The organism is Joostella sp. (assembly GCF_048266025.1).
Classification (GTDB): Bacteria; Bacteroidota; Bacteroidia; order Flavobacteriales; family Flavobacteriaceae; genus Galbibacter; species Galbibacter atrarenae.
This window is the reverse complement of record NZ_JBLXAF010000002.1, coordinates 119,402-139,533: the sequence shown is the minus strand read 5'-3', so window position 1 is coordinate 139,533 and position 20,132 is coordinate 119,402. Positions and strand designations below refer to the sequence as shown.

The window sequence follows — 20,132 nt, the reverse complement described above, 5'->3', positions numbered from 1 at the left end:
TATAAGATTCAAAATCTTTGAAAAGGTTGCTTAGAAACTTATAATTTTTCTTTTAAGTAGTTGCCTGTGAAGCTCTCTTTTACTTTACTTACTTGTTCTGGAGTTCCTGTAGCTACAATATTTCCGCCTTTTTCACCTCCATAAGGACCTAAATCTATAATATGATCAGCACATTTAATGAGATCTAAATTATGCTCGACAACAATAATAGAATGTCCTATTTCTAATAAAGCATCAAAAGATTTTAGAAGCTTTTTGATATCGTGAAAATGAAGTCCTGTTGTAGGTTCATCAAATATAAAGAGTGTTTTATTTTTTGTTTGCCCTTTTACAAGGAAAGAAGCTAGCTTTATACGTTGCGCCTCTCCACCAGATAAGGTTGAAGAAGATTGACCTAAATTAACATACCCCAGTCCTACATCTTGTAATGGTTGTAGCTTATTAGCGATTTTAGTTTCATTATGCTCTCTAAAAAAAGCTACAGCATCATCAATAGTCATTGTTAAAATATCATCGATATTCTTATCGTTGAATTTAACTTCCAGAACTTCCTTTTTAAAGCGTTTCCCGTTACATGTTTCACATTCTAAATGCACATCTGCCATAAACTGCATTTCGATAGTTACTTCCCCTTCTCCTTTACATGTTTCACAACGACCAGCGTCTACATTAAAAGAAAAATGTTTAGGTTGATACCCTCGAAGTTTAGATATTTTTTGTTTAGAAAACAAAGATCTTATATCGTCGTAAGCTTTGATATACGTTACAGGATTCGACCTAGAAGAACGGCCAATAGGATTCTGATCTACATATTCTACCGAAGTTAAAGAGCTGTATTTACCTTCAATTCCAGAGAATTGTCCTACCTTTTCTCCATATCCACCGGTTTCTTTTAATATCGCAGGATATAATATTCGCTTTACAAGTGTACTTTTTCCGCTTCCAGAAACACCAGTAATCACGGTGAGTGAATTCAAAGGGAAAGTAGCATCAACATTTTTTAAATTGTTTTCTCGTGCTCCCTTTACTTCAATATAATTTTTACTAGTTCTTCGTTTTTTAGGAACAGCAATTTCTAGCTCACCATTTAAGTAATTTGCTGTAAGCGTATCAGCCTTTAAAATTTCTTTAAAAGTACCTGTTGCAGTAACAGTTCCTCCCAAAGTACCAGCTTCAGGACCAATATCTATAATTTCATCGGCAGCCTTCATTATATCCTCATCATGCTCTACTACAATGACAGTATTTCCGAGGTTTCTAAGTGATTTTAATACTTCTATAAGCTTCTCCGTATCTTTTGGGTGTAAACCAATGCTAGGTTCGTCCAAAATATACATAGACCCAACTAAGCTACTCCCAAGAGAAGTTGCAAGGTTTATTCGTTGAGATTCTCCACCAGAAAGTGAATTTGATTTTCTATTTAGCGTAAGATAATCCAAGCCAACGTTACTTAAAAACTCTAATCTACTATTAATTTCTTTTAATAATCGGTTAGAGATCTCTTGATCACTTTCATTAAGTTTTAATTCATTAAAATGAACTTGTAATTTATGTAATGGCATTTCCACCAACTCTGTGATCGTTTTATCATCAACTTTTACGTAGTTAGCTTCTTTTCGTAATCTTTTACCTTTACAGAGGTCACATTTTGTTTTTCCGCGGTAGCGAGAAAGCATTACACGATTTTGGATTTTATAGCTCTTTTCTTCCAATTCTCCGAAGAAAGCAGTTAATCCAGTAAAGTATTTATTTCCTTTCCAAACAAGTTCCTTTTGTTCCTCTGTTAATTCAAACCAAGGTTTATGAATGGGGAAGTCAAATTTATATGCATTATTAACCAATTGATCTCGGTACCAACTCATACTATCACCCCGCCAAGCAAATATCGCATTGTCGTATATCGATAAACCAGTATTAGGAACAATCAAGTCTTCGTCTAAGCCAATAACATCTCCATAACCTTCACAGCGAGGACAAGCTCCGTATGGATTATTAAAGCTGAAGAGATGTACATTAGGCTCTAAAAAAGACATCCCGTCCAATTCAAATTTATTGCTAAAATGTGTCTGTTTATTGGTACTTAAATCTTCAATGATACATTCTCCTTTACCTTCAAAGAAAGCCGAGTCTATAGCATCTGCCAATCGGTTATAAAAGTCTTCATTATCGGTAACAATTATACGGTCTACAACTAAGAAAAAGTCATTTTCTATATCCTCTTCAATCTCTTCAATTCTTAGAACTTCATCTTTATATTTTATACGTGCAAATCCTTGTTGAGCCAATATTTTCAGCGTTTTCATAACGCTTCTGTCTTCAGAGATATGAACTGGAGCTAATAATAAAAGTTTACTGCGCTCTTCATGTGTTTTTACAAAATTGATAACATCTGTAACGGTATTCTTTTTTACTTCATTACCAGAAACAGGGGAGTAGGTCTTTCCGATTCTCGCATATAGTAACTTTAAATAATCGTAAATCTCTGTAGTTGTACCTACTGTAGATCTAGGATTTGTAGAGTTTACCTTTTGCTCGATGGCTATTGCAGGAGCAATCCCTTTAATATAGTCTACTTTTGGTTTGTTTAATCTTCCTAAAAATTGTCTGGCATAGGAAGATAAGCTTTCTACATAGCGGCGTTGTCCTTCAGCATAAAGTGTGTCGAAGGCCAATGAGGATTTTCCACTTCCAGATAAACCTGTTAAAACCACTAATTTATTTCGTGGGATAACAACGTCTATGTTTTTAAGGTTGTGGAGTTTAGCTCCTTTTATAATTATATTTTCTTTCGGATTAACTGTCGTAATATCTGTCATAGCAATAAAACAAAACACAAAGATAAGAATCTCTACCTAGCTTTTAGAGGTGGCTATCGATAAGAATTCGTCTTATTTTTAAAATTCATATATGTAATTGATTTATAGAGAGATGATATTCGTTCGATAAAGTCTTTTTTTCTATACGTTTATATTCTCAAGATTTGATTTTCAGCATATTAATCACTGTGTTATTGTTTGATTTAGCTCCTTTTTATTGCATAATTCTAATCTATTATAGATAAATTGTTGAGAATTGTTTTTAAAATTTGTTTTTTAACAAAGAATTATCCTATATTTGAATCCGAATCAATAAAAGAGAACGCCTATTTCATAAAATTACTTTTAAACTAATGTATTAACTAACAGCTGCCTATTTAATAGGTATAGCTAGCATTTAAAAAGTAATTGTATGGAGCAAACTCTTCAAGACTCTGCCTTAGTGGCACAGTATATAAAAGGCGATGAAAAATCTCTCGAAATATTAATCAATAGACATTCACAACGTATTTTTAGTTTTATCATTTCTAAAGTTTATGATAAAGATGTTGCTGAAGATATCTTTCAAGATACTTTTATTAAAGTGATAAAAACGCTTAAGAAAGGGAATTATAATGAAGAGGGGAAGTTTCTTCCATGGGTAATGAGAATCTCTCATAACCTAGTAATAGACCATTTCAGAAGAAATTCTAGAATGCCTAAATTTGAAGGGAGTGAAGACTTTAATATCTTTTCTGTTTTAGGGGATCCTGCTTTAAATGCAGAACGACAGATTATAAAAGATCAAGTAGAAAACGATGTAAAAAAGCTTATTGAAGGGCTTCCTGATGATCAAAAGGAAGTTTTATTGATGAGATTGTATAAAGACATGAGTTTTAAAGAAATTTCTGAACAAACTAATGTAAGTATTAATACAGCTTTGGGTAGAATGCGATATGCAATTATTAATTTGCGGAAAATGGTAGAAAAGAATAATATTGTTTTAACTAATTAGCACAATATAAATACAATAGCTCCGTTATTTTTATATTAATATTAAAAATTGGGGCATGGCAAAAATTTACACTTTTCAAAAATCAAAATCAGATCCATTAAAACCCAAAGAATCAACTATTGAATATTTGCTTAGTTATTCTAAGGCTTTAAGTGTTATGAAGTACAAAGAGTTAACTTTTGAATCTATTTTAAATTAAACTCTTTCTGAAAAGACCTGTTGATATTCAACGGGTCTTTTTTGTTTCTGTTCAATAGAAGTTATTTCTTAGCGTTGTAGTCCTTAATCACAGACTTTCTTCCAATAGTTTTTGTGATAATATCCTTATCTAAATTCCATCCGCGAGCAGGAGAATATTCTCGGGCATAATAGATTATCTGTAAATGTAATTTATTCCATAATTCCTTTTTAAAAAGTCGTTTCGCATCTTTTTCAGTCTGAACAACATTCTTCCCATTAGATAAACCCCATCTATACATGAGTCTATGAATATGAGTATCTACGGGGAAAGCTGGAATACCAAAAGCTTGAGACATTACAACACTTGCAGTTTTATGCCCTACGGCTGGCAGTGACTCTAATGCTTCAAAATCTGCAGGAACTTCTCCATTATATTTGTTTATTAATATTTCTGACAATCCATGAATTCCTTTTGACTTCATTGGTGACAGTCCTACAGGTCTTATAATATCTCGAATTTCCTCTACAGTTAGTTTTACCATTTGATACGGGTTTATAGCTCTATCAAATAGTAATGGAGTAATTTGGTTTACTCTTGCATCTGTGCTTTGAGCAGATAATAATACCGCAATTAATAATGTATATGGATCTATGTGATCTAACGGAATTGGAACGGTTGGATAAATCTCTTCCAAAGTATCTACAACAAAATCAACTTTTTCTGCTTTGGTCATTTTTATGTAATTTTAAACAAAAATAGTCGAACAAAGTTCAAATAAAAAAAATGTTTATGAATACACTAAAAGTAGGAGATAAAGTACCAGATTTTACGGTTCCAGATCAAGACGGAAATAATGTTTCTTTAGCTGATTATAAAGGGAAGAAATTAATTGTTTTCTTTTATCCTAAAGCGAGCACACCCGGTTGCACAGCGGAAGCGTGTAATTTAAGAGATAATTATGAGGTTTTACAGGAGCAGGGGTATAGTTTGCTGGGTGTAAGTGCTGATTCTCAAAAAAGACAAACTAATTTTAAAAATAAAAATGAATTTCCTTTTCCTCTTTTGGCAGATGAAAACAAAGAAGTAATTAATGCTTTTGGCGTTTGGGGATTAAAGAAATTTATGGGTAAAGAATATGATGGGATTCACCGTAAAACTTTTATTGTTGATGGCGACGGAATTGTTACCCGAGTTATCGATAAGGTAAAAACTAAAGATCATGCTGCCCAACTGCTTGAATCTTAAGCATAAAAAAAGAGGCTGTTATTAAATAGCCTCTTTTTTTATATTTTTTCTTCAGAATGTAATTCTTACGATTGTTTTTCTCCTATCGCTTTCTGAGAGTTATAATCAAACAGTCCTTTTTCTTTAATCAGTTCTGCAATTCCTTTAGGAAGCATTTCTTCCCATCCTTCATCACCTTCTGCAATCTTTTTAAGAACTTCTCTAGAGAAAATATCTAGGATAGAATCATCATAATCAAATATGTCAATCACTTTTCCATTGTATTTAAAGAACTTATAAAGCTCCTTCATACGAGGATGTACTTTTAGATTATTACTAGTTGTGGTTAATCCAGTTTCATGATCTATCATTGGATATAGATAAACTTTCAAATCTTTGTAGAATAACTTTCCAAAAGCTTCAAGAATACCTCCACTTAAATGGCGGTAATATTTCTCATCAAATATATCTACAAGATTGTTAACACCCATTGTAAGGGCCATACGCTCTTTAGTATATTCAGAGAAATATTCTACTAATTTATAGTATTCCTGGAAGTTTGAAATCATTACAGTCTGCCCAAGAGAACATAAAAGGCGAGCTCTATCCATAAAGTCTTCTTCATCAATCTCCCCTTCGGCACGTAAATTTGATAATGTAATTTCAAAAACAACAACGGTATTATCTATATCTACCTTATTCTCTCTAATAAATATATCATAAGATTTTTTATACATATCCATATTTACCATGGTAACAGGTCTGAAGCTACCACGAAGTGCCAAGATATTTTTCTTATATAAAATAGAAGCAGGAAGGATATTATTTCCGTCAGGACCAAACATAATGGCGTCGGTCATGTTATTTTTAACAAGCTGTAAGCTCATCAAACGGTTATCCACATTTTCGAAACGAGGACCAGTAAAATTAATAGTATCAATTTCTATGGTATCGTTATCGATATGATCATAAAGATATTTTAATAGTTTTTTAGGCTTATGGTGTTTGTAGAAAGCCCCATAAATAAGGTTTACACCAACAATCCCTAATGTTTCTTGTTGTAAACGCGCTTCTGTTTGCTTGAAACGAATGTGAAGGTTTATTTCATTATAATCTTCATTCCCATCCAATTGAAAACGAATTCCTAGCCAACCATGTCCTTTAAATTTCTTAGCAAAATCTATAGTAGCTACTGTATTGGCATAAGAGAAAAATATCTTATTTGGGTTCTCGCTTCTAGGAATACGCTCTTCCATGAGTCGCATTTCATGAGATAACATTTTCTTTAAACGCGCTTCGGTAACATACCTTCCGTCGTCTTCAACACCGTAAATGGCATCACTGAAACTCTTATCATAGGCACTCATAGCCTTTGCAATTGTTCCAGAAGCTCCACCGGCTCTAAAAAAATGCCTTACCGTTTCTTGTCCAGCACCAATTTCAGCAAATGTTCCGTATATATCCTCATTCAGATTTATTCGTAACGCCTTGGATTTTAGCGAAGGAACATTCTCAAAGCCTTTATCACCTTTTAAAACTAATGTCATTACAATTTTATTATTTACCGCAAAGTTAAAAAGTTTAATGAAGCTATTCGGAATATAAATGATAAATTTGATAAAAAATTACAGTTTTGAAGATTACATTCCTCGGTACAGGAACATCTCAAGGGATTCCTATTATAGGTAGCGACGATCCAGTATCTAAAAGTACAGATCCAAAAGACAAGCGTCTTCGGGTTTCTGTAATGATAAACTGGGGGGCTTATTGCTATATTATAGACTGTGGCCCAGATTTTAGACAGCAGATGTTAAGGCATGATGTTAAAAAAATAGATGGGATTCTATTTACTCATGAACATGCAGATCATATTATGGGACTAGATGATATTCGACCTTATTTTTTTAGACAAGGTGACATTCCCATTTATGCCCATCAGAGGGTTTTGAAATCCTTAAAAATTAAGTTTGATTATATTTTTGCTACTGAAAATAGATATCCAGGAGCGCCAGCCGTAAAAGAAGAAGAGATTGTAAATAACCTTCCTATTTCTTTAGGAGATAAAAAAGTAATTCCAATCAATGCTTTTCACAATAGATTGCAAGTTTTTGGATTTAGATTTGATAAATTTGCATACCTAACGGATATAAAAAGTATTGAGAAGGAAGAAACTGATAAGCTGAAAGGAGTAGAGGTGCTAGTTGTAAATGCACTTAGAAAGGAGAAACATCATTCTCATTTTAATATTGAAGAAGCTCTTAGCTTTATAGAGGAAGTAAAACCTAAAAAGGCATATCTTACACATATCAGTCCGATGTTAGGCTTTCATGAAGAGGCTCAAAAGGAATTGCCTCCTCATGTTTTTATCGCTTATGATAATTTAACTATTGAAATATAAAATTTAGTAAAACCCCACTATGAGACGTAATATTTTTTTATACCTATTCTTATTCACAGCCCTTTTCGTTATTTATCAATACGTAAGTGCTAAGAAATATTTTGAAAAAGAAAATATCAGAATAGAACGCTTAACCGCAGAGAATGAAAAGTTAACGGATTCCATAAAAACATTGACTCTAAATAATCTTGATCTTCAGTATTTTTCTTTGGATAATAATGACGATGCTCTTGCTTATTATGACGATTTAGATATAAAAAACCCTGCTCGTTATATTGCTGATAAATTATTGGAAACAAATGAGCAAAAAGGAAATAATCCCTTAGTTCCTTATGATGGAATGTCTGGAGGACCGATGAAGATTAATAAAATAAAAGTTTTAAATCATAAATGGATAATCGCCGATTTTTCTGATGGTAAATATTGGGGAGAACTTTTTATAAAATATGAGTTAAAAGAAGATATGGGAGTAGACTTCACATTATTAGATCATTTATTATACACTAGAAGTTAATTAGTATGACAGTTTGGATATCATTTATTGTTCTGATAACAATTTTCTTAGCGTTAGATCTTGGGGTTTTTAATAAAAATCCTCACGAGATTACCAATAAAGAAGCTAGTAAGTGGACTGCAATATGGGTTAGTATTGCATTGTTATTCTCCATAGTTGTATTTTTCATATTTAAACACGGTTGGGTAGAAAATGTAGATAATCTATCGCCTACCAATGCTTTTATGAAATATATTACGGGGTATTTAATCGAGTTATCGCTTAGTGTAGATAATATCTTTGTGATAGCTGTCATTTTTACTTCTTTTAAAATTCCTAAAATCTATCAACATAGAGTTTTATTTTGGGGAATTATTGGAGCTATTGTATTCCGTGCATTGATGATATTCTTTGGAGTATTTCTAATTAAAAAGTTCGATTGGATAATCTATGTTTTTGGGGTTTTCCTTATTTATACAGCTATTAAATTGGCAATGGAAAAGGATGACGATTCTTATGATCCTAAACAGTCTTTTGTTTATAAAGCAATAAGAAAGGTGATTCCTGTGACTCCAGTTATTGAAAGTGAACATTTTTTTGTTAGAAAAAAACACCTTTTAGTAGCTACACCATTGTTTATAGCACTTATTGTAATAGAGTTTACAGATATTCTTTTTGCCTTAGATAGTATTCCGGCAATATTAGCGATTACATCAGATCCATTTTTGGTTTTTAGTTCCAATATAATGGCAATTTTAGGACTCCGGTCTATGTATTTCTTTTTGGCAAATATGATAGAGCGCTTTGGATATTTAAAATACAGTCTTGTTGTAATACTTACTTTTGTGGGTATAAAAATGATACTTTCTCATCATGTGGAAATACCAGAATGGTTATCGTTAGCCGTTATTGGAGTTTCTTTGGCTGCAGGTGTATGGTTTTCATTACATAAAGAGAAGAAGGCTGAAATTAACTAGCATAGTAATATATAGTGCCTTCATTTATAAATTAAGCACCTTGTTCTATTTGTTTTTCTTTGTTGAAAACTACATATGAATATATAATAGGGATGACTGTGATTAGTATGGTAACGCCTAAGAATATTCTGAAATTAGTAGGTTTATCTGAGATTAAGCTAGATAATACAACAATAATTCCTCCGATAAACCATAATATACCGCCTAATTTATGAGTTTTCTTCCATACATTATCATTTTCTAGTGTCCATGGAGTTCTTATTCCTATAAAGTAATTTGCTTTTATTGTTTTAAAGTAATTCCCGAATATAATATAGAGTACACCTATTAACAATACTATATAATTAGGGTTTGAGAGCGATTGATTTTTTATGGAATAATTATATATAAAGCCAATATCGACATCAATATAGTTAGCAATGTTTTTAACGACTGAAGCTTATTTCCCATCTTAGTTAGGTTCTTTTTAGGGCCGATTATAGGTATAATTAAAAACGTTATATATATAAGTAGCGGTAATAATATGGGTATCATTATAATTTCAATTCTATCGCCATACCTATCTATCTCACCTTTATAATTCCAGTGCATTGGGACTTTTGCAGGTAATTCAGGCCAGATATAGGCTAAATAAATAAAGGGTAATAATACAATTCCAATTAACGATAGTTCTTTTTTTAGTTTCATTTGGTTAATTTTTTAAGTTAACAATCCAATTTATTAAGTCTTCTAATATTGTAGTGTTTAAAGAGTATTCTACAAACTGACCCTTTTTCTCACTCGTTATTAAGTCTGCTCTCTTTAAGATATCCAAGTGGTGAGAAATACTAGGCTTTGAGATATTAAAACGATCTGCAATTTCTCCAGCATTCATATCTTTTTCTTTCAATAACTCTACAATTTTCCTGCGAGTTTCGTCATTAAGAGCTTTAAATAGCGAGTTCATTCATTAGATTTAGTTATTTAGACAAATATCTAAATATTGTTTGTAAAATACTAATAAACAAATAATTATTAGAATTTTAATTGAACTGTACAGTAGGAGGTAGCACTATTTATCAATAGTTTGATAAATAAAAAATAGACTAAAAGCTAATCACTTCACCATCTTCAGGAATACATACTTTACTAATTAATCCTTTTTTAGTAAATATATTTTTTAATTCCGTTCTTGTAGTAGGGCAGTGGTTAACAGCTTCTAGGTGATTCACAATAACTTTATTAGGTGCGTTTTCTGCAAACTTTATAATATCCTCTTTTGTCATTAAAAGTGGCTTTAATAAATCCAATTGCGCTGTTCCACCCGCAACTACACTAATAGTAGGATTGTATTCTGCAAGAACCTTATGCACATCTTCTGTATAAATGGTATCTGAACTTAGATATATAGAGTCTCCGTTAGATAGTTTAATGTAATAACCCATCACATTTCCCATGGGTTTAGCTACTAATCCATAACCATGTCTTGCAGGAACTCCCTCTATAGTTCCATTTAGAAAAGGGGTTTGCTTCCAGTATTCTATAGAGTTGACTACATTAAGTCCTCTTTTTTTAAGGTCATTTACATCTTTATAGCTACAAGTAACAGGGATATTATTATTAATTAGAAATTCTTCTCCCATTTTATCCAAATGATCTGGATGTAAGTGCGTAATAACACAGTGTGTAACTTTATTTAGTATTTCTAGACAACTTTGTGGTAATTCTACAATCGGGTTTTTCTGTGCTTTAAATCTAAAGAAAGTAAAAGTTGGTTGTGTTCCTTTAGCGCCTAACATTGGGTCTACAAGGATAACCTCATTCTCTGTTTCTATAACCATTGTAGCATTTCTGAAGTGATGTATTGTTGTCATTGTTACTAAATTTTAAGTTACTGATGCAAAATTAATGCAGCAATGATTGCTATACATTGATTGAAATCAAGAAATTCTCTTCCGAATTCTGCTTAGGGTTTCGGGAGTGATATTTAAATAAGAGGCAATATGATATTGTGGGATATTTTGTAACCAGTGTGGTTTATAAATCAGTAATTCGCGATACAAATCTTCAGGAGATTTTGTGATTCTATTATATTCTGTAAGCTCTTTATGTTTAAGAAGTTTTTGAAAAGATTGCTCTATAAATGATTTTCCACATTGATATTTTTCTAAAAGTGCTCTAAAGTCACTTTTTTGTACCGCTAGTAGAGAAACATCAGTTAAGGCTTCTTGATTCTTTTTAGTTTTAATGTCTCCTGTAAATGAAGATAAATCAGTAATAAATTGAGGTTTCGTGTAAAAATTGATGTTGGTTTCTTTACTTTCTGAAGCATAATATTCTCTAATAATACCGCTATTTAAAAAACGAAGCTCCTTTTCTTCCGTATCTGATTGTAGGATAGAAGTTCCCTTTGCTATATCTTTATTTACAAAAAGCGACATCAAAGCAGCTAATCCTTCTTTATTTAAAGGATATTCAGTTTCAAAAAACTTAGCTATTTGGCTATAATCTATCATAACTGTTTATGATTTAATTTTAGTCAGTGGTTTTTTCTTAATCATTCCCCCCTTAGTGTCTTTCACAGAATTCATAATTATAAATGCATTTTTATCAATTTTATCAATTTCCGTTTTTAATGTAGACATTTCTAAACGTGTAATAACAGTATATACAATGTCGATATTTTTCAAGGGAGAACTGTCAACAGAAAAGCCTCTTTGTCCTTTATAAATAGTACAACCACGTCCCATGTTATGAATAATCACTCTTCGTACTTCATCACATTTTTCAGAAATAATAGTAACTCCTATAAATTCTTCAATACCATCAATAACAAAATCTACGGTTTTAGATGCTGAAAAATAAGTTAGAATGGCATACAAAGCGATTTCTGTTGAAAATATATAAGCAGCCGCCATGAAAATGATGACATTAAAAATCATAATTACATTCCCAACACTGAGGCTAGATTTTCTACTGATATAAATAGCCAGTACCTCTGTACCATCAATAATGGCGCCTCCACGAATTGCCATACCGATTCCAAGACCTAAAAAGAAACCTCCAAAGGCAGCAATTAGGATTTTATCATCTGTAATAGTTGGAAAAGGTATAAAATGAACAGAAAGGGCTAATAAAAAGATACCAATAATACTATTTATGGCGAAACGCTTACTAATAGCAACATAGGCAAGGATTACAAACGGAAGGTTGAGTCCAAATATTAAAAGGGATAATGGTAACTCTGTTAATTCTCGAACAATTAAGGAGATTCCAGTAACTCCACCATCAATAAAAGAACTCGGTAAAAGAAAGCCTTTTAAACCAAAGGAAGCTGATAATACACCGATTAATAAGTAGATAATATCTTGAATTTCATGAGAAATTTCCACTTCAAGATCGTTTACCTGCTTTTTAAAGCTCTTTTCTTTATCAGTAACTTCTTTAGGTTTGCTGCGATATTGTTTTCGGACTCTATCTACAACGATTTTCTTAAAAAATAAATTCATGCTTTCTTTTTTGGCTATGATAAAGATAAAATTTTTCTCTAGTAAGCTACCATTAATTCAGTTTATGAACTTTTTAAATACTATTAATTATATAAAGCATCAGATACATTATTTTTTGGAGTAGAATTAATTATATTTGCACTCGAAAAAATTTACAAAATACAACGCATGAAAGCTGGAATTGTAGGGTTACCAAATGTTGGAAAATCAACATTATTTAATTGTTTATCTAATGCTAAAGCACAAAGTGCTAACTTCCCTTTTTGTACTATAGAACCTAACTTAGGAGTCGTAAATGTTCCTGACGCTAGATTACAAAAATTAGAATCTTTGGTTAATCCAGAGCGTGTATTACCTGCAACAGTTGAGATTGTAGATATTGCTGGTTTGGTAAAAGGAGCGAGTAAAGGAGAAGGTTTAGGGAATCAATTCTTGGGAAATATCCGCGAGTGTAATGCGATAATTCATGTACTTCGTTGTTTTGAAGACGACAATATTGTTCACGTAGATGGAAATGTAAACCCTATCCGCGATAAAGAGACAATAGATATTGAACTTCAATTAAAAGACCTTGAAACGGTAGATAAACGTTTAGAGAAAGTAAATAGAGCAGCAAAAACTGGAGATAAAGATGCGCAGACGGAGCAAGCACTATTACTTCGCTTTAAAAATGCTTTAGAAAGTGGTATTTCTGCTAGAGCAGTAGAAATTAATGAGGATGAAGCTGAATTCATGAAAGGATTCCAATTGCTTACCGCTAAGCCTATTCTTTATGTATGTAATGTAGACGAGTCTGCTGCTAAAAACGGAAATGAGCTTGTAGAAAAAGTAAAGGAAGCTGTAAAGGATGAAAATGCTGAAATTATTATTCTAGCTGTAGCTATCGAAGCAGATATTGCTGAGCTTGAAGATTATGATGAGAGAAAAATGTTCTTAGAAGATATAGGTCTTGATGAGCCTGGAGCTGCAAAACTTATCCGTGCTGCTTATAAATTATTAAACTTACAAACGTACTTTACTGCAGGAGTTAAAGAAGTAAGAGCTTGGACAATTCCTGTTGGAGCTACGGCGCCACAATCTGCTGGAGTTATCCATACTGATTTTGAAAAAGGATTTATTCGTGCTGAAGTTATTGGTTATGATGATTATGTAGCTTATGGAAGTGAGAATAAAGTGAAGGAAGCTGGAAAAATGAGGGTAGAAGGGAAGGAGTACATCGTTAAAGATGGTGATGTAATGCATTTCCGTTTTAATGTTTAAACTAACATTACGATTATAATATATCAAGCCAATAGTTGTATAAGCTATTGGCTTTTATATTTCTATTGATTTCTTAAGTAAGTGGGATTTAGCTTTATTGAAAAGCTAATTATAGATTCATTGATCTTTTAATGTCATCCATAATAATTCCTGGAGCTGTTTTGTAGTCAAACCATAAAATAGTATCGTCTTTCCGTAGCCATGTAAGTTGACGTTTTGCAAATCTTCGTGTATTTTTTTTGATTTCAGAAACAGCAAATTCTAAAGTCCAGTCTCCATCAAAATATTTAAACAATTCTTTGTAGCCAACGGTTTGTAATGCATTAAGCTCTTTATGTTCATATACAGCCTTTGCCTCTTTTAAAAGACCGTTATTCATCATAATGTCTACACGTTGATTAATACGATCATAAATAATTTCGCGGTCTGCTGTAAGTCCAATTTTTATAGTTTTAAAAGACCTGTTATTTTTCTGCTGATTTAAAAACGAAGAGTACGGCTTTCCTGTTCCAATACATATCTCTAACGCTCTAATGATACGATGTGGGTTCTGAATATCTGTATTTTTGTAATGTAGTGGATCCAATTCTTCTAATTGTTGCTGTAGCGCTTCTATACCCTCAGTTTCAAGAAGTTTGTTGAGTACTTTTCTAATATAAGGATCTACATCTGGAAAATTGTCCAATCCTTCAATCACGGCATTATTATACAAACCACTTCCTCCAACCATAATTACAGTATCATGGTCTTTATATAATTCATCTATAAGAGCTATCGCATCTCTCTCAAAATCTCCAACAGAATATGGATCAAAGATGCTTTTATGCTGAATAAAATGGTGGGGAGCAGCAGCCAATTCTTCTGCATCGGGAACAGCAGTTCCAAGTTTCATTTCTTTGAAAAATTGTCTTGAATCTGATGAAATAATCTCAGTAGAGAACTCATTAGCTAAAGCAATAGCTAGAGAAGTTTTTCCAATGGCAGTAGGGCCTACAACGGTAATAAGATGCTTAGTGTTCATTCAAATAATTTCCACATTCATAACAAAATTTAGCATTGTTTTGATGGTTTTCGGCGGTACAATGCGGGCAACTCTGCGTATTGGTATGAATCTCTTTAACGTTTTTATCTTTTTTATTAGCAGTAGAGCCTTGTTTAGCAAATTCGACGGTAACAATTCCTGTTGGAACAGCAATAATCCCATAACCTAAAATCATAATAATGGCTGCAATAATCTGACCGACTGAAGTTACTGGGGCTATATCTCCATAACCAACGGTAGTTAAAGTAACGATAGTCCAATAAATACTCCTCGGAATAGAAGTAAATCCAGCTTCTGCTCCTTCAATTAAGTACATAACTGTACCCATAATCACAGAAAGAATAAGAACCGTATAAATAAAAACTGCAATTTTAGCTCTACTGGATTTTATGGCTTCCTTAAGTTGGGAAGCTTCCCCCATAAATCTCACTAATTTTAAAATTCTAAAAACACGTAGCAATCGCAATGCCCTTACGGCAAGGAAAACCTGAGACCCTGCAAAAAAGAATGATAAATAAAGTGGAATAGTGGAGAATAAGTCAACAATCCCATAAAAACTAAAAATATATTTAAGAGGCTTCTTTATGGATATTATTCTGGCTATATATTCTATGGTGAAAAAGACTGTTATTACCCATTCTGCGGTATATAAGTAATCATGATATTTGGCATCAAAAGACTTAATACTCTCTAGCATTACTAATACTATACTGAGTATAATGATGATAAAGAGTAGAATATCGAACGATTTACCCATAGGTGTATCAGCTTCATAAATGATTTCATGAAGTTTATGTTTCCACTTTGGTATTGTCTTATTTTCAGGCTTCAATATTAATAATTTTGTACGATTTCTTTTTTCTTAAATACGCATGAATAATATGTCTAGCATCTGGAGTATTATCTAGCGGTGTAATTAATGACTCTAAGATACTTAATTTATTAACTTGATGGTTTAACTCATAAAACCCAAATCCTTTAAAGTCACCATTTTGTATCAAGATAACACTTCGTTCGTGAATTTCCCTTCCTCTGTCGGAAATAATAAAACTACGATCTTGAAAACTAAGCTTATAAAGCGCTTGTTTTACTCTTTTATTATATGTTTTAGGAGGCTCTTCATTCAGACAAGCTCCATTACATTTATCAACTGTATAATTATAGCAATTCTTCTTAGCTTCAGATAAACCATTTAATTTATTACATAAGTTAAACTCTTCGTCGATAGCATGTAATATATTATATGCCTGTTGATAATTGGAAAAAGTGGTGATATATTTTTTCCTATTGTCCGATTTACCAATTTTTAAAGTTAAATAGCCTTCTTTATCTTCTTTTACATACAATGCATGAGTAAATAGCTTTTTACTTTTCGCATTATATTTTGGCTTATTCTTTTTTACTTCTGAATTTTCTTTTAAAAGAGCAATTAGTTCATTTCCCGTTTCTTCATAAGTAACAGCTTTTACTTCCTTTTGAAGCCGTTTATTCTTTTTTGAGGAAGAAGCGAATATTTGGTTTACTCTCTTCTGGATATTTCCGCTTTTTGCTAAAAACATTACTTCACCATCACTATCGTGCATATAATAAACACCAACAGATGTTGGAAGTTGCGCTACAATATCCATTAATTTTGGATTTAATTGTCCAATATCTTCAGCTCGGATATTACTTTGAACTATTTTCTTTGTAGTGTCTTTTGCTAAAAGCATTTTAAAAAGCTTCACTGTAGCTTGTGCATCCCCATTTGCTCTGTGACGATCACTAACAGGAATCCCTAAGGATCTTACAAGTTTTCCTAAGCTATAAGAGGGCTGATCTGGGATCAGCTCTTTGGATAGCTCTACAGTACAAACAGATTTACGTTGATAATCGTAACCGAGACGGCGGAATTCTGTTTGTAAAATCCTATAATCAAACTGTGCGTTGTGGGCTACCAATGTTGCTCCATCGGTTATTTCTACAATCCTTTTTGCTACCTCATGAAATTTAGGAGCAGTTTGCAACATATTATTATTAATTCCAGTGAGCTTTACTACAAAAGGTTGTATCTCTTTCTCTGGGTTTACAAGGCTTATAAACTGGTCTACAACTTTATGCCCGTCAAATCTGTAAATGGCAATCTCGGTAATCCCTTCTTCATTATATTTTCCTCCTGTTGTTTCTATATCGAGTATTGCGTACATTAATTTTATTGTTGGAGATTATTAAACTCTCTTTTTTTTGGGGCTATTGTTTTAGCCCTTATTATACTTCAGAACGGTTATAATATTGTCTAATTATAATTTCTAGCTCCAAATATACTACTACCAATTCTAACCATATTACTACCACATTCTATGGCTAACGTATAATCGCCACTCATTCCCATGGATAACGTTTTAAGATCTAGATTTTCCGTAGTATTATGATTGCTCTTTATAGAATCAAATAAAGCTTTTAATGAAGAAAACTCTTCTTTTATTTGTTTTTCATCCTCAGTAAAAGTAGCCATTCCCATGAGTCCAATCACTTTTACGTGCTCCATTTTTTTAAACTCTTCAGAAGTAAGGAGCGCTTTTACCTCATTTTCATCCATACCGAATTTAGTTTCTTCTTTAGCGATATGCATTTGAAGTAAACATGAGATGGTACGTTCATTCTTTTTGGCTTGTTTTTCTATTTCTTTGAGTAGCTTTAAACTATCAACACCATGAATTAAGCTCACAAAAGGAGCCATATATTTAACTTTATTTCTTTGTACATGGCCAATCATGTGCCACTCAATATCTTTAGGCAATGCTTCCCATTTATCAGTCATTTCTTGAATCTTATTTTCTCCAAACACACGTTGTCCAGCTTCATAAGCTTCAATGATTGCTTCATTGGGTTTTGTTTTAGAAACAGCTACCAGCGTAACATCTCCTGGTATTTCTTTTTTTATATGTATTAAATTTTCTTTTACAGACATTTATAGTAACTTTTTATTCCCAAAAATGGGTTTTTCTCACTAGGTGAGTTTCTATGTTTCCTTTTAACAGTTGAAACATAATTAATTAAACTTATTATATGAGCTAAAAGTGCTTACCCTTATTAAAATTCATAAATAGTAAGACCACTTTTAAGCTTAGGTTCGATATAGGTTGTTTTTGGAGGCATTTTAAGTCCTTCATCAGCAATTTCTTTCATCTGAGAAACTTCTACAGGAAAAAGACTAAAGCCAATCTTAAAGTCTCCTTTATCAATTAAATCTTTCATTTTTATGGTATTATATTTACCATAGCCATATTCAATTCTACTATCGTTTCTCAAATCCTTAATCCCTAAAATAGGTTTTAAAATTGTTACAAACAAAATTTGAGTATCAAGTTGACTTAAAGAGTCGGTAAAAGGATAATTTTTCCTCAAATATAAAGAGTAAAACTCTCCATCTAAATACATTCCAAAATGATGAATAGTAGAAGGTTTGTATAAATCCGCTCCACGGTTTTCTATCCTAAAATGAGTGTCTAATTGAATTAAAAATTCCTCCTTAGTTAAGCCATTTAAGTCTTTAACCATTCTATTGAACTCGTAAATCTTTAAATTAGACTCCGGAATAAGGTAGCTCATAAAGTAATTATACGACTCTTCACCTGTGTGTTTAGGATTCTCTTTCTGAAGCTCTTTCGATAATAAATTCGAAGAGGCAGAACGATGATGCCCATCTGCAATATACAGGCAATCTAATTTTTTAAAAGCAGCTTGAATACCGTTTATTACCTTTTGATCATCTACTTTCCATAAATAATGACTAGCCTTATCGGTAGTAGCAAATTCATATTCAGGAACTCCAGCTGTTACATCATTTATAATAATATCAATCTCTTCCGTATCTGGATAGGTGAGAAGTACTGGTTCAGCATTAAACCCTACAGTTTTTAAGTAGTCTTTAAATAACTTTTCTCTCTTTTGTAAGGTAGCTTCGTGTTTTTTAATCTTATTTTGTTGATAATCAGCGATGCTAGCACCAGCAAAAATCCCACAGAAATCTCCCTTTCTAGTTTTTATCTTATAAATATAAAAAGCAGGGTTTGGATCTTTTATAAAAACAGATTCTTCGATAAACTCCAGATAACGATTTTTAACTAATGAAAAACGTCGTTCTCCAGAAATATCATGATGAAATTTATAGCCCGGATTTACGATGTGTAAAAAAGAAAATGGATTATAAGAAAGGGTAGTGTTTAATTCGTCTACAGGGTAATCTTCATACGAACGAGAAACTACCAAACCCACTTTATCTTTTGTAGGACGTACAGCTGCAAACGGAATTATTTTAACCATTTCTATATTTATATTCTTTTAGGAGTTATTTTTACTTCTGAAATTGTTTAGCGATAACTTCTGCTTTTCTATTTTCTGAATAGTCGTAGAAACCTTCGCCAGATTTAACTCCTAATTTACCTGCGGTTACCATATTTACTAATAACGGACAAGGAGCATATTTTGGATTTTTAAATCCGTCGTACATTACATTTAAAATTGAAAGGCAAACATCAAGCCCAATAAAATCAGCCAATTGAAGCGGTCCCATTGGATGAGCCATTCCTAATTTCATAACGGTATCGATTTCATATACCCCAGCTACGCCGTTATATAAAGTTTCAATGGCCTCATTAATCATCGGCATTAAAATTCTATTGGCTACAAACCCAGGGTAATCATTTACTTCAACAGGGACTTTATCAATATTTTCCGATAGTTTAAATACAGTATCTAAAACTTCGGTACTGGTATTATAACCTTTTATAACCTCTACTAATTTCATGATCGGAACAGGATTCATAAAATGCATTCCAATTACACGAGCAGGATTATTAACCGCAGTTGCAATCTTTGTTATCGAAATCGAAGAAGTATTTGTTGCTAAGATAACATCATCATTACAGGAATCACTAAGATCTTTAAAAATTTTAAGTTTTAGAGATTCATTTTCAGTAGCAGCTTCTACAACAAGTTGCACCTCTTTGACACCATTTTTAATGTCTGTATGAGTGGTAATATTACCTAGCGTACTTTCTTTTTCAGCTTGAGAAATTTTCTCTTTGGATAACATTCTATCAAGATTCTTCTCAATAGTATTTATCCCTCTAATTAGAGAATTTTCAGAAACATCTATAAGTTTTACATTATATCCGTTTTGAGCAAACGTATGAGCAATACCATTTCCCATTGTTCCTGCACCAATCACGGCTATATTTTTTATATCAGTCATTTATTAACTAGTTTTTAATTTTT

At 32.2% G+C, this 20,132-nt stretch carries 22 protein-coding genes; 7 read left to right on the top strand and 15 right to left on the bottom strand.

Translation table 11 applies throughout. From position 1 onward, the window contains the following. Positions 1-38: 38 nt before the first annotated feature. Positions 39-2,816: an excinuclease ABC subunit UvrA gene (gene uvrA, locus ACN0TY_RS06385; RefSeq protein WP_417443814.1), complete on the bottom strand. Its 2,778-nt coding sequence runs from the start codon at positions 2,814-2,816 to the stop codon at positions 39-41. 412 nt (positions 2,817-3,228) lie between these two features. Here uvrA and ACN0TY_RS06380 point away from each other — a divergent pair, with 412 nt between their 5' ends. Together ACN0TY_RS06380 and ACN0TY_RS06375 are read left to right on the top strand one after the other, a co-directional pair. Continuing rightward, entirely contained in the window at positions 3,229-3,810 is a 582-nt protein-coding gene (locus ACN0TY_RS06380) for an RNA polymerase sigma factor (RefSeq protein ID WP_236958310.1), read from the top strand. Between the two features lie 55 nt (positions 3,811-3,865). Further along, entirely contained in the window at positions 3,866-4,009 is a 144-nt protein-coding gene (locus ACN0TY_RS06375) for a hypothetical protein (RefSeq protein ID WP_236958311.1), read from the top strand. 61 nt (positions 4,010-4,070) lie between these two features. On the opposite strand, the gene ACN0TY_RS06370 is transcribed toward ACN0TY_RS06375, so the two are convergent. Continuing rightward, positions 4,071-4,724 carry an endonuclease III domain-containing protein gene (locus ACN0TY_RS06370; protein WP_417443813.1) on the bottom strand — a complete coding sequence of 218 codons (654 nt, stop codon included), beginning with the start codon at positions 4,722-4,724 and terminating at the stop codon, positions 4,071-4,073. Positions 4,725-4,780: 56 nt separating this feature from the next. Here ACN0TY_RS06370 and bcp point away from each other — a divergent pair, with 56 nt between their 5' ends. Continuing rightward, entirely contained in the window at positions 4,781-5,236 is a 456-nt protein-coding gene (gene bcp, locus ACN0TY_RS06365; RefSeq protein WP_236958313.1) for a thioredoxin-dependent thiol peroxidase, read from the top strand. Positions 5,237-5,301: 65 nt separating this feature from the next. On the opposite strand, the gene ACN0TY_RS06360 is transcribed toward bcp, so the two are convergent. After that, positions 5,302-6,762, bottom strand: coding sequence for a TonB-dependent receptor (locus ACN0TY_RS06360; protein ID WP_417443812.1), 1,461 nt, complete (start codon positions 6,760-6,762; stop codon positions 5,302-5,304). 86 nt (positions 6,763-6,848) lie between these two features. Between ACN0TY_RS06360 and ACN0TY_RS06355 the strand changes: the two genes are divergently transcribed. From ACN0TY_RS06355 to ACN0TY_RS06345, 3 genes are read left to right on the top strand one after another with little or no spacing between them, the layout of a single operon-like run. Then, on the top strand, positions 6,849-7,613 hold the full coding sequence (locus tag ACN0TY_RS06355) for an MBL fold metallo-hydrolase (protein WP_417443811.1): 765 nt from the start codon (positions 6,849-6,851) through the stop codon (positions 7,611-7,613). A 19-nt stretch (positions 7,614-7,632) separates the two neighbouring features. Beyond that, entirely contained in the window at positions 7,633-8,127 is a 495-nt protein-coding gene (locus tag ACN0TY_RS06350) for a hydrolase (protein ID WP_236958316.1), read from the top strand. Between the two features lie 5 nt (positions 8,128-8,132). Further along, a complete protein-coding gene (locus ACN0TY_RS06345) occupies positions 8,133-9,083 on the top strand; it encodes a TerC family protein (protein ID WP_236958317.1) in 951 nt (316 codons plus the stop codon). 31 nt (positions 9,084-9,114) lie between these two features. On the opposite strand, the gene ACN0TY_RS06340 is transcribed toward ACN0TY_RS06345, so the two are convergent. From ACN0TY_RS06340 to ACN0TY_RS06315, 6 genes are all read right to left on the bottom strand, one after another. Further along, complete coding sequence (locus ACN0TY_RS06340; protein WP_417443810.1) at positions 9,115-9,417, bottom strand: SdpI family protein; 303 nt, start codon at positions 9,415-9,417, stop codon at positions 9,115-9,117. Between the two features lie 35 nt (positions 9,418-9,452). Then, positions 9,453-9,770, bottom strand: a complete 318-nt coding sequence (locus tag ACN0TY_RS06335) for a DUF1648 domain-containing protein (RefSeq protein WP_417443809.1) — start codon at positions 9,768-9,770, stop codon at positions 9,453-9,455. Between the two features lie 4 nt (positions 9,771-9,774). Beyond that, complete coding sequence (locus tag ACN0TY_RS06330) at positions 9,775-10,029, bottom strand: autorepressor SdpR family transcription factor (RefSeq protein ID WP_417443808.1); 255 nt, start codon at positions 10,027-10,029, stop codon at positions 9,775-9,777. A gap of 139 nt (positions 10,030-10,168) precedes the next feature. Next, entirely contained in the window at positions 10,169-10,936 is a 768-nt protein-coding gene (locus ACN0TY_RS06325) for an MBL fold metallo-hydrolase (RefSeq protein WP_417443807.1), read from the bottom strand. Positions 10,937-11,002: 66 nt separating this feature from the next. Next, positions 11,003-11,578 carry a Crp/Fnr family transcriptional regulator gene (locus ACN0TY_RS06320; RefSeq protein WP_417443806.1) on the bottom strand — a complete coding sequence of 192 codons (576 nt, stop codon included), beginning with the start codon at positions 11,576-11,578 and terminating at the stop codon, positions 11,003-11,005. 6 nt (positions 11,579-11,584) lie between these two features. Further along, entirely contained in the window at positions 11,585-12,571 is a 987-nt protein-coding gene (locus ACN0TY_RS06315; protein WP_236958322.1) for a YitT family protein, read from the bottom strand. A gap of 168 nt (positions 12,572-12,739) precedes the next feature. Between ACN0TY_RS06315 and ychF the strand changes: the two genes are divergently transcribed. Beyond that, positions 12,740-13,831 (top strand): redox-regulated ATPase YchF, encoded by a 1,092-nt coding sequence (gene ychF / locus ACN0TY_RS06310; protein ID WP_236958323.1) that lies wholly within the window; start codon positions 12,740-12,742, stop codon positions 13,829-13,831. A gap of 109 nt (positions 13,832-13,940) precedes the next feature. Here ychF and miaA read toward each other — a convergent pair whose 3' ends face one another. The 6 genes from miaA to ACN0TY_RS06280 all read right to left on the bottom strand — a co-directional run bounded on the left by miaA (position 13,941) and on the right by ACN0TY_RS06280 (position 20,100). Next, positions 13,941-14,852, bottom strand: coding sequence for a tRNA (adenosine(37)-N6)-dimethylallyltransferase MiaA (gene miaA / locus ACN0TY_RS06305; protein WP_417443805.1), 912 nt, complete (start codon positions 14,850-14,852; stop codon positions 13,941-13,943). Beyond that, complete coding sequence (locus ACN0TY_RS06300; RefSeq protein ID WP_417443804.1) at positions 14,842-15,705, bottom strand: ion transporter; 864 nt, start codon at positions 15,703-15,705, stop codon at positions 14,842-14,844. Before ACN0TY_RS06300 ends, miaA begins: the two co-directional genes overlap by 11 nt. Continuing rightward, positions 15,695-17,059, bottom strand: a complete 1,365-nt coding sequence (locus tag ACN0TY_RS06295; protein ID WP_417443803.1) for an exonuclease domain-containing protein — start codon at positions 17,057-17,059, stop codon at positions 15,695-15,697. Before ACN0TY_RS06295 ends, ACN0TY_RS06300 begins: the two co-directional genes overlap by 11 nt. A gap of 89 nt (positions 17,060-17,148) precedes the next feature. Further along, entirely contained in the window at positions 17,149-17,823 is a 675-nt protein-coding gene (locus ACN0TY_RS06290) for a YggS family pyridoxal phosphate-dependent enzyme (protein ID WP_417443802.1), read from the bottom strand. A gap of 122 nt (positions 17,824-17,945) precedes the next feature. Next, on the bottom strand, positions 17,946-19,178 hold the full coding sequence (locus ACN0TY_RS06285) for a DUF1015 domain-containing protein (protein ID WP_417443801.1): 1,233 nt from the start codon (positions 19,176-19,178) through the stop codon (positions 17,946-17,948). A 31-nt stretch (positions 19,179-19,209) separates the two neighbouring features. Next, on the bottom strand, positions 19,210-20,100 hold the full coding sequence (locus tag ACN0TY_RS06280; protein ID WP_417444007.1) for a 3-hydroxyacyl-CoA dehydrogenase family protein: 891 nt from the start codon (positions 20,098-20,100) through the stop codon (positions 19,210-19,212). Positions 20,101-20,132: the final 32 nt, after the last annotated feature.